The 10,009-nt window shown below is 72.7% G+C and carries 8 protein-coding genes; 6 read left to right on the plus strand and 2 right to left on the minus strand.

Going from position 1 to position 10,009, the window contains the following annotated elements:
* Nucleotides 1–495: 495 nt before the first annotated feature.
* Nucleotides 496–1,218 carry a hypothetical protein gene (locus V6U89_RS29965; protein ID WP_334576653.1) on the minus strand — a complete coding sequence of 241 codons (723 nt, stop codon included), beginning with the start codon at nucleotides 1,216–1,218 and terminating at the stop codon, nucleotides 496–498.
* 101 nt (nucleotides 1,219–1,319) lie between these two features.
* Between V6U89_RS29965 and V6U89_RS29970 the strand changes: the two genes are divergently transcribed.
* Entirely contained in the window at nucleotides 1,320–1,700 is a 381-nt protein-coding gene (locus V6U89_RS29970; protein ID WP_334576657.1) for an ArsC/Spx/MgsR family protein, read from the plus strand.
* A gap of 15 nt (nucleotides 1,701–1,715) precedes the next feature.
* Here V6U89_RS29970 and V6U89_RS29975 read toward each other — a convergent pair whose 3' ends face one another.
* Nucleotides 1,716–1,895, minus strand: a complete 180-nt coding sequence (locus V6U89_RS29975; protein ID WP_179806561.1) for a hypothetical protein — start codon at nucleotides 1,893–1,895, stop codon at nucleotides 1,716–1,718.
* 69 nt (nucleotides 1,896–1,964) lie between these two features.
* Here V6U89_RS29975 and V6U89_RS29980 point away from each other — a divergent pair, with 69 nt between their 5' ends.
* The 5 genes from V6U89_RS29980 to pulA all read left to right on the plus strand — a co-directional run bounded on the left by V6U89_RS29980 (nucleotide 1,965) and on the right by pulA (nucleotide 9,868).
* Nucleotides 1,965–2,627 carry a hypothetical protein gene (locus tag V6U89_RS29980; protein WP_334576658.1) on the plus strand — a complete coding sequence of 221 codons (663 nt, stop codon included), beginning with the start codon at nucleotides 1,965–1,967 and terminating at the stop codon, nucleotides 2,625–2,627.
* A gap of 37 nt (nucleotides 2,628–2,664) precedes the next feature.
* Nucleotides 2,665–3,054 carry a hypothetical protein gene (locus V6U89_RS29985; protein WP_334576659.1) on the plus strand — a complete coding sequence of 130 codons (390 nt, stop codon included), beginning with the start codon at nucleotides 2,665–2,667 and terminating at the stop codon, nucleotides 3,052–3,054.
* 192 nt (nucleotides 3,055–3,246) lie between these two features.
* The gene (locus tag V6U89_RS29990) at nucleotides 3,247–3,915 is read left to right on the plus strand and encodes a cellulose binding domain-containing protein (RefSeq protein ID WP_334576660.1); all 669 of its coding nucleotides are present in this window, start codon (nucleotides 3,247–3,249) and stop codon (nucleotides 3,913–3,915) included.
* The gene (locus V6U89_RS29995; RefSeq protein ID WP_334576661.1) at nucleotides 3,879–4,220 is read left to right on the plus strand and encodes a hypothetical protein; all 342 of its coding nucleotides are present in this window, start codon (nucleotides 3,879–3,881) and stop codon (nucleotides 4,218–4,220) included. The genes V6U89_RS29990 and V6U89_RS29995 overlap by 37 nt, the downstream gene beginning before the upstream one ends.
* Nucleotides 4,221–4,369: 149 nt before the next feature.
* Entirely contained in the window at nucleotides 4,370–9,868 is a 5,499-nt protein-coding gene (gene pulA, locus V6U89_RS30000; protein WP_334576662.1) for a pullulanase-type alpha-1,6-glucosidase, read from the plus strand.
* Nucleotides 9,869–10,009 lie beyond the last annotated feature (141 nt).

Genomic DNA, 10,009 nt, shown 5'->3' on the forward strand with positions numbered 1-10,009 from the left:
CCAACCGGGGTGGGCCGGCATTCCGCCGGGCCCGACTCTCCGGTCCACCCGTCCGGGCCGGGGGGCCACGGCGGTCTGCCATGTACAACGACCCCGCCCCGCCACCCATTCCACCACCCGGGCGGGCCCTGGCCGCCCGACACTGCACGTCAGACCGGACATCCGGGCGATGACCACCGAGCCGGAATCGGACGTTCCGCCGTGACCGGCGGGATGGGTGACGAACCTCGGTCGAGGTGTCGGTCGGCTACGGGCCCCTCCGGCCGGCATCGGTTGGAGGGAAGCTGCCCGGTGAGCGTGATACCTCTGAGGCATTTTGATACCTCAGAGGTATCACGCTCGTCGCGGTCATGCCTCCGTGCCGCGACACGCCGAACGGGCTCACCGACCCCTATCAGCGGCGCCGGTCAGCTGCGGCGGACGGCGTAGCGGCGGGTCTGGCCACGGGCGGGGCACTCCTCTCCCCGCACCGATGCGCGTGCCGATCCGTCCGCGCTAGGCGTCGCGCAGCAGCGCGACCACCGCGTCGCGGGCCGCGCGCACGGCGTCCCGGGACTGATCGGTGTGGTCAAGTGCGTCGAAGCCGTGCCGTCCGTCCGGTACGTCGAGAACCCGCACGGTACGGCCGCTCGCCGCCGCCGCCGAGGTGAACGCCTCGATCCCGGCCAGCACCGGCGGCCTGTCCCGACCCGCCCGGACCAGCAGGATCGGCAGGTCGCCGGCGGACGCCACGGCGTCGACCGGGTGGAACCGGGCCTCGACCTCCCAACCGGGCAGCGGCTCCAGCAGCGGATAGGTGCCGACCAGCCCGCGCAGCCACGACGGTGCGGCGCGCAGCCAGTCGCCCAGCAGCAGGCCGCCGCCGGAGAAGAACCAGAGCACCAGCCGGTCGGCGTCGACCCGGGGATCGGCGCGGACCTGCGCGACGGCCGCCGCGACGTCCTCGGCCGCGGCCGGGAAGCCGGTCAGCTCGTCCACCCGGTAGCTGACGACCGCGGCGACCAGGCCCTGCTCGGCCAGGAGGGCACCGTATCCGCGGTAGAGGAGCCAGTCGCGCGGGTCGGACGCGCCGGGTGGCAGCGGTGCGCCGTGGACCAGCACCACGGCGGGCCGGGGCCCGTCACCCGCCGGCAGGTGCAGGTCCACCTGGCCGTGCCGCTCGACGGGGGCGGCCGGCGGGGACAGGACGAACGGTGTCCGGTCGAAGGGCGTCGCCATGCCGGGATGGTAGCCGGCAAGCCCCTGCTCCGATGCCCCGTCCACCGTCCACTCTGGATGAGCTGGGACAGGTCGGCAGGGGGTCTGTCACCATGTCGGTCATGGAGATCTGGCACAACCCGTCCTGCTCGAAGTCCACCTGCGCCCGCACCACCCTCGACGAGGCGCGGGTGCCGTACCGGCTGCGGGCGTACTTGGAGCAGCCGCCGAGCGCGGCCGAGTTGATCGAGGTGCTGCGCCGGCTCGAGGCGCGCGCGTGGGACATCTGCCGCACCGGGGAGCCGGCCGCGGTGGCGCGGGGCATGGCCGACTGGGCCCGCGACGACGCCACCGAACCCCGCTGGATCGAGGCGATGGTGGCGCATCCGGAGCTCATCCAGCGGCCGATCCTGCTGCTCGACGACGGCAGTGCGGTGCTCGGGCGTACCCCCGGAGCGCTCGACGAGGCGCTGCGCCGCGCCGGGGCCGAGCCCGAGCGCTGAGCTGCGCCCGCCGGGTCAGGCCTGCTCGCCGGCCGGCGTGCCGTTCCCCGCGGCCTGCGCGTGCCGCTCGCGCAGCCGGTCCCGGATCTCCTCCGGCGTGTACGACCGGCGGCGCCGCTCGGCGCGGGCGATGACCACGCCGGACGCCGCGACGCCGGCCAGGCCGGCCAGACCGAGTACCTTCCACCACCGCATCCGTTGCCGCATCGGCCTAGGGTAGACGTCCATGAGCGAGCGCAGCGCGCGAAACACCGGGGCGACAGCATGAGCATCAGCCTGGACGAAGCCGTCGACCTGACCCGTACCGGAGACGTGTGGGTGTTCCGTGGCCGGAGCGTGCCCGACCGCGCCATCCAGCTCACCACGAACAGCCCGGTCAACCACGTCGGCATGGCCGTGGTGCTGGACGACATGCCGCCCCTGATGTGGCACGCCGAGCTGGGCCGCTCGCTGCCGGACATGTGGACCGGCAGCCACCAGCGCGGCGTGCAGCTGCACGACCTGCGCGACGCGGTCTGCGTCTGGGCCAACCGGTACGGCCAGCGGGCCTGGCTGCGCCAGCTCGACCCGCCGGCCGACGCGGCGATGGAGCAGGCGGTGCTGCGTACCGTCGCCCGGCTCGACGGCACGCCCTTCCCGTCCACCGCCCAGCTCGCCTGGCGCTGGGCGCGGGGCCGGGTGCCGCAGGTGCGGCTGCCGGGCCGCCGGGACCGTTCCGGGGTGCCGGCGCCGGTGCCGGACCGGGCGCTGGAGACCGCGTACTGCGCCGAGGTGGTGGCGGTGACCTACGAGGCGATGGGGCTGCTGCCGGCCGGCCGCCGCCCGAACTGGTACGACCCGGGCCGGTTCTGGAGCGGTGACGACCTCGACCTGGCCGGTCGGGCCAAGCTCGGCGCCGAGATCGAGGTGCACATCCCGCCGCGCTGAGGTTTGCCGGTGCCCGCCGGCGGCAATTGGTGACGCCGTGAGAGCCTCCACCGATCTCGACACGCTGACCGACTTCTTCGACCGGTACGGCGTGGCGCTCACCGCCGGCGACGTACCCGCCCTCGCCGGCTGTTACGCCCTGCCCGGGCTGGTGGTCGCCGACACGTACAGCTTCTCCTTCAGCACACTGGCCGCCGTCGCGCTCTCCTTCGTCGGCGCCGCCCCGGACTACCAGGAACGGGAGCTGGTCGCGGCGAACGCGCTGATCGAGGACGTGGAGCCGGTCTCCGCGCTGCTGACCATGGTGGCCGTGCAGTGGGAGTTCCTGGACAGCCAGGGTCGGGCGGTGTCGGGCGAGCGGTACCGCTACCTGCTGCGCACCACCGAGGACGGTCCGGCCATCTGCACCGTCGTCCGCGCGGCGTGACGAGACGGCTGCCGGGCGGCCGTTCGGTGGGCGGCGTCGGTGCGGAGCCGACCCGGCGGGACCCGAACCGGTCTCGGGCGGCCAGCCGTTTTCCGGCCTGTACCGGCCGGACGGACCGTACCGGGCGGGCCCTCTGCTGTCCGGCGTCGGCGCTGGCTAGGCTGGCGCGGCTGCTCCGACAAGGGGGACCTCATGTCCGACCGCTCGGCCCCACGGCCGGGGGCGCGATCCGCACCCGCCGTGCTGGCGTCGATGCCGTGGATCGTCGTGCTGCTCGGCGTCGGTCTGCTCGCCGTCCTGCTGGTGTTCGCCCTGCTCTCCTTCCGCGGACCGGAGCACGCGGCGGCGCCCGAGCCGGCGCCGCCGATGTACCTGCCGAGGATGCCCTCCGTGACGTCGTCCGGCACACCGTCCGCCGACGCCCCGCTGATCGCCGTGGACGCCACCCCGTCGGCCAGCGCCACCGCCACCCCGTCGCCCCGGGCCAGCACCCGCCGGCCGACCGCGACGCCGACGACCCGCGCACCGGCCGCCGGTTCCGGGCGGGTGAGCGCGGACTACCAGGCCACCTCCAGCGACCGGGACTCGTTCTCCGCCCGGCTGACGGTGCGCAACACCACCGGCGGGGCTCGCGAGTGGCGGGTGGAGCTGCTGTTCACGGGCAACGTCAAGTCGATCCGGGCGTCGTCGGACTCGGGGCTGTCGGTGCGTACCCAGGGCAGTGGTTGGTTCGTGCTGAGCGGCACCAGGCCCCTGCCGGCGGGGGAGACCGCCGTGGTGTCCATGACGTTCGGCCGGACCGGCACCGGCGACCGGCCGGGCCAGTGCACCGTCAACGGGGCCGACTGCACCATCGGCTGAGCCGGGCGCAGGTCGTACGGTCCCGGGAGTTCATCGGCGAGGTGCTGCTCACCAACGCCGCCGCCGGTCCGCGTCCCTGGACGGTGCGGCTGGTGCCGCCGGCCGGCAGTCGCCTGGTCACCTCCTGGGTGGAGGGTGCGCCGCAGGGCAGCGCCCGGATGTCCGACGGCGTCTTCACCGACACGAGCGGGGTGGATCTCGACAGCCGCGAGGTCCGACCGCTTTGGTTCCACTTCGAACAGACGGGTGGCAACCCCCGCCCGAGCGGGTGCACCGTCGACGGTGCCGCCTGCGCCGGCCTCTGACCCACCCCCACCACTACCTCGCGGATGGCCGAAGCGACGGCAGGTTCCGCAAGACGGCTGCTTTGTTACGACGCGGTTTGCAAGGTATTGCAGAATGTTTCGGCAAGAGCTAGCGTGCGGGCGAATCAGCGACCAGAGGAAGGCCGTCGATGAAACCCCCGCCGATATCTCGCAAGGCACTGCTCGCCTTGGTCTCCACCCTCACCCTCGCCCTCGTCGGCGTCCCGGTCGCCGTCAACCAGCTCGGCGCGGACGCCACCGACCGGACGCCCACCGTCGACACCCTGGCCGCGGCCGGCGCCGCCCAGTGGGGCGCCGAGCCCTCGACCGAGGCCCTGCTGAAGGCCGGCGCCGGCACGGGACGTGCCGAACAGTTCTACTTCGTCCTGCCGGACCGGTTCGCCAACGGCGACAAGCGCAACGACTCCGGCGGCCTCACCGGCGACCGCCTGCGCACCGGGCTGGACCCGAAGGACAAGGGTTTCTACCACGGTGGCGACCTCAAGGGCGTCATCGACAAGCTGGACTACATCCAGGGCCTGGGGACGACCGCCATCTGGCTCGCGCCGATCTTCAAGAACCGCCCCGTGCAGGGCAGCGGCGCGGACGTCTCGGCCGGCTACCACGGCTACTGGATCACCGACTTCACCCAGGTCGACCCGCACTTCGGCACCAACGAGGAGATGCGGAAGCTGGTCAAGCTCGCCCACCAGCGCGGCATCAAGGTCTACCTTGACGTCATCGTCAACCACACCGCCGATGTCATCAAGTACGGCGAGGACAAGTACGCGTACGTCGACAAGAAGACCTCGCCGTACACCGACGCGCAGGGGCGCGCCTTCGAGGACCGCAACTACGCTGACGGCACCCGGGACTTCCCGACCGTCACCGCGGACGCGGGCCCGTACACCCCGACCTTCGCCACCCCCGCCGACGCGAAGGTGAAGGTGCCGGCCTGGCTGAACGACCCGACGATGTACCACAACCGCGGTGACTCGACCTTCGCCGGCGAGAACAGCGAGTACGGCGACTTCTTCGGCCTGGACGACCTGTGGACCGAGCGTCCCGAGGTGGTGCGGGGGCTGACCAAGGCCTACGGCGACTGGATCGCCAGCACCGACGTCGACGGCTTCCGGCTCGACACCGTCAAGCACGTCAACCTCGACTTCTGGCCGCAGTTCAGCCGGGGCATCAAGCGGGCCGCCGACGCCGCCGGCAAGAAGGACTTCTTCATGTTCGGCGAGGTCTACAGCGCCGACCAGGAGGTCACCTCGACCTACGTGCGGCGCGGTGGCCTGCCGGCCACCCTCGACTTCTCCTTCCAGGAGGCCGCGCGCGGCTACACCGCCGCCGACGGCTCCGCCAAGGCCCTCGCCGACGTGTACGCCCGCGACGACCTGTACGCCGCCCGGGACACCGGCGCCAACCGGCTGACGACCTTCCTCGGCAACCACGACATGGGCCGGATCGGCTCCTTCATCGCCGCCTCCGGTGGCGACGACGCCGCCCAGCTGCGCCGCGACCAGCTCGCCCACCAGCTGATGTTCCTCACCCGGGGCCAGCCGGTCGTGTACTCCGGCGACGAGCAGGGCTTCACCGGTCCCGGCGGGGACAAGGACGCCCGGCAGGACATGTTCGCCAGCAAGGTGGCGGACTACCTCGACGACGACCTGATCGGCACCACCCGCACCCACGCCGGCGACCAGTACGACACCGGCCACCCGCTCTACCGCACGATCGCCGAGCTGGGCACGCTGCGCCAGGCCCACCCGGCGCTGCGCGACGGCGTCCAGGTCACCCGGTACGCGGCCGACGGCCCGGGCGTCTTCGCCTTCTCCCGGATCGCCCCGGCCGACCGCACCGAGTACGTGGTGGCCGTGAACAACGCCGCCACCGCGCAGTCCGTCTCCGTCGACACCTGGTCCGCCGGCACCGCCTTCACCGGCGTCTACGGCGGCGCGGCCACCGCCACCGCCGGCGCGGACGGAAAGCTCGGCCTGACCGTGCCGCCGATGGCGGCCGTGGTGCTCAAGGCCGGCCGGCCCATCCCGCAGGCCAGCGCCGCGCCGAGCATCACCCTCAGCGCGCCCGGCGCCGATCCGGTCGCCACCCGGGCCGCCGTCACCGCCCAGGTCACCGGCGACCCGCTGGCCACCGTCACCTTCGCCGCCCGGGTGCCCGGCGGCAGGTGGACGCTGCTGGGCAGCGCGCACACCGCCCCGTACACCGTCCACCACGACCTGACCGGCCTGCCCGGCGGGGCCAAGGTCGAGTACAAGGCCGTGGTCCGCGACGGCAAGGGCCGGACCGCCGACACCCGCGCCACCGGCGTGGTCGGCACCCCGGCCCAGAGCGCCGCCCGGGACTGGGCGGTGGTGCACTACCAGCGCCCCGCCGGCGGGTACGACGACTGGGGCCTCTACACCTGGGGTGACATCGACCCGGCGTACGCCACCGAGTGGCCGAAGGGGCAGCCGTTCGCCGGTGAGGACTCCTACGGCCGGTTCGCCTGGGTCAAGCTCAAGCCGGGCGCGAAGTCGGTCGGCTTCCTGGTCGTCGACTCCAACGGCAACAAGGACGTCGCGAACGACCGCACCATCGACGTGACGCAGACCGGCGAGGTCTGGGTCAAGCAGGGCGACCCGACGCTCTACCCGACCCGGCAGGCCGCCACCGGCGAGCCCGACCCGGCGGTCGACGAGAGCACCGCGGTCATCCACTGGCGCAAGGCCGACAACGACTACGCCGGCTGGGGCCTGCACCTCTGGGACGGCGCCGCCAACCCGACCGACTGGTCCAACCCGCTCAAGCCGGAGAAGATCGACGCCTACGGCGCCGTCTTCCGGGTGCCGCTGGCCGCCGGCGCGACCGGGCTGAACTACATCATCCACTCCGGTGACACCAAGGATCAGCCCGACGACCAGCGGCTGGACTTCGCCAGCGCCGGGCGTGAGATCTGGCTGCTCGCCGGGGTGAAGGGCCGGCTGCTGCCGCCCAGCTCGTCCGGCCCCGCCCGGGACCTCGACATCACCAAGCAGAAGGCGCACTGGATCGACCGGTCCACCGTCGCCTGGCTGACCGGTCCCACCGACGGCAAGCAGTACGCCCTGGTGGCCGCCCCGGCCGGCGGGCTGAGCATCGCCGACGGCGAGCTGGCCGGGACGTACACCTCGCTGCCGTTGCGGGCGCAGCGCAACGGGCTCACCGAGGCCCAGCGCGCGGCCTTCCCGCACCTGTGGTCCTACCGCACGTTCACGCTGGACCGGGCCGACCTGGCCAAGGTCCCGGCGGCGCTGCGCGGGCAGCTGGTGGTGACCGAGCGCGACGCCGAGGGCGGGCTGCTCGGCGCGACCGGCGTGCAGATCCCGGGCGTGCTCGACGACGTCTACGCCCGGGCCACCGACGCCCGGCTGGGACCCACCTTCGCCGGCGGGGTGCCCACCCTAGCCGTCTGGGCGCCCACCGCGCGGACGGTGTCGCTCCAGCTTTTCGACTCGCCCACGGCCGAGCCGAGGACGGTGGCGATGAGCCGCAACGACCGCACCGGCGTCTGGTCGGTGCGCGGCACGAAGGCCTGGGCCGGCAAGTACTACCGCTACCAGGTCGAGGCCTGGCAGCCGGCGGCGCAGAAGGTGGTCACCGCCGCGGTGACGGACCCGTACTCGGTGGCGCTCGCGCCGGACTCGACGCACAGCCAGATCGTCGACCTGTCCGAGGAGTCGCTGGCCCCGTCCGGCTGGGCCAACCTGCGCAAGCCGCCGGCGGTGCCGGCGTCCAAGGCGCAGATCTCCGAGCTGTCGGTGCGGGACTTCTCGATGGCCGACGCCACCGTGCCGGCGGAGAAGCGGGGTACCTACCTCGCCTTCACCGACCCGAACACGGCCGGCATGAAGCACCTGAAGGCGCTCGGCGACGCCGGGGCCAACTACCTGCACCTGCTGCCCTCGTTCGACTTCGCCACCATCCCCGAGAAGCGGACCGCCCAGCAGCAGCCCGACTGCGACCTGGCGAAGCTGCCGCCGGACTCCGACCAGCAGCAGGCCTGCGTGGCGAAGGTCGCCGCGTCCGACGGCTACAACTGGGGGTACGACCCGCTGCACTACACCGTGCCGGAGGGCGGCTACGCCGTCGACCCGGCCGGGGCGAAGCGGACCACCGAGTTCCGCCAGATGGTCGCCGGGGTCAACGGCGCCGGGCTGCGTGTGGTGCTGGACGTGGTCTACAACCACACCTCCGCCTCGGGCACTGACCCGAAGTCGGTGCTCGACCAGGTGGTGCCGGGCTACTACCACCGGCTGCTGGAGGACGGCAGCGTGGCCAACTCGACCTGCTGCGCCAACACCGCGCCCGAGCACGCCATGATGGGCAAGCTGGTGGTGGACTCCCTGGTCACCTGGGCCAAGGCGTACAAGGTGGACGGCTTCCGGTTCGACCTGATGGGCCACCACCCGAAGGCGAACATCCTCGCCGTGCGGGCCGCGCTGGACCAGCTCACCCCGGCCCGCGACGGCGTGGACGGCAAGAAGATCCTGCTCTACGGCGAGGGCTGGAACTTCGGCGAGGTCGCCAACGACGCCCGGTTCGTGCAGGCCACCCAGGCCAACATGGCCGATACCGGCATCGGCACCTTCAACGACCGGCTGCGCGACGCGGTGCGCGGCGGCGGTCCCTTCGACGGCAACCCGCGCATCCAGGGCTTCGCCTCCGGTCTCTACACCGACCCCAACGGCGACACCGTGAACGGGACGGCGGCCGAGCAGAAGGCGCGGCTGCTGCACTACCAGGACCTGATCAAGGTGGGGCTCGCCGGCAACCTGCGGGGCTACCGGTTCACCGACTCGTCGGGCCGGCAGATCACCGGCGCCCAGGTGGACTACAACGGCTCGCCGGCCGGCTACACCGCCGCGCCGGGCGAGGCGGTCACCTACGTCGACGCGCACGACAACGAGATCCTGTACGACGCGCTGGCGTACAAGCTGCCGCAGGGCACCTCGGCGACGGACCGGTCGCGGATGCAGGTGCTGGCGCTGGCGACCACCACCTTCGGGCAGGGGGCGGGCTTCGTCACCACCGGCTCCGAGCGGCTGCGCTCGAAGTCGCTGGACCGCAACTCGTACAACTCCGGTGATTGGTTCAACCAGATCCGGTGGGACTGCGCGCAGGGCAACGGGTTCGGCGCCGGCCTCCCGCCGGAGCAGGACAACAAGGACAAGTGGCCGTACGCGAAGCCGCTGCTGGCCGATCCGAAGCTGGTACCGGACTGCGCCGCGATCAACCTGGCCGACGCCCGGTACGCGGAACTGCTGCGGATCCGGGAGTCCTCGCCGGTGTTCGGGCTGGCCACCGCCGGCCAGGTGCAGCGGCGCGTCGCCTTCCCGCTCTCGGGCGAGAAGGAGACGCCGGGCGTGCTGACCATGACCCTGGACGCCCGCGGGATGGACGGGAAGTGGAAGTCGCTGACCGTCGTCTTCAACGGCACGCCGGAGACGGCGAAGCAGACGGTGACCGGCCTGCGGGGTGCGGACATCGCGCTGCACCCGGTGCTGGTGAACTCGGCCGACCCGGTGCTCCGGACGGCCGCGTTCGACCGGGCGGCCGGCACGTTCACCGTGCCGGCGCGCAGTGTGGCGGTCTTCGTCCAGCGCTGACCCGACGACGGTCCGGCCCCCTGCCACTTCAGTGGCAGGGGGCCGGACCTGTATGTGGACCTTCTTGTGTGCGTCGGTTCAGTTGAAGCAGTCCTTGACGGTGCCGGCGCAGTTGGTGGGGTCGTTGTTGGTGACGGTGGA

Origin of the sequence: Micromonospora sp. CPCC 206171 (assembly GCF_036906755.1) — a bacterium.
Taxonomy (GTDB): Bacteria; Actinomycetota; Actinomycetes; order Mycobacteriales; family Micromonosporaceae; genus Micromonospora; species Micromonospora purpureochromogenes.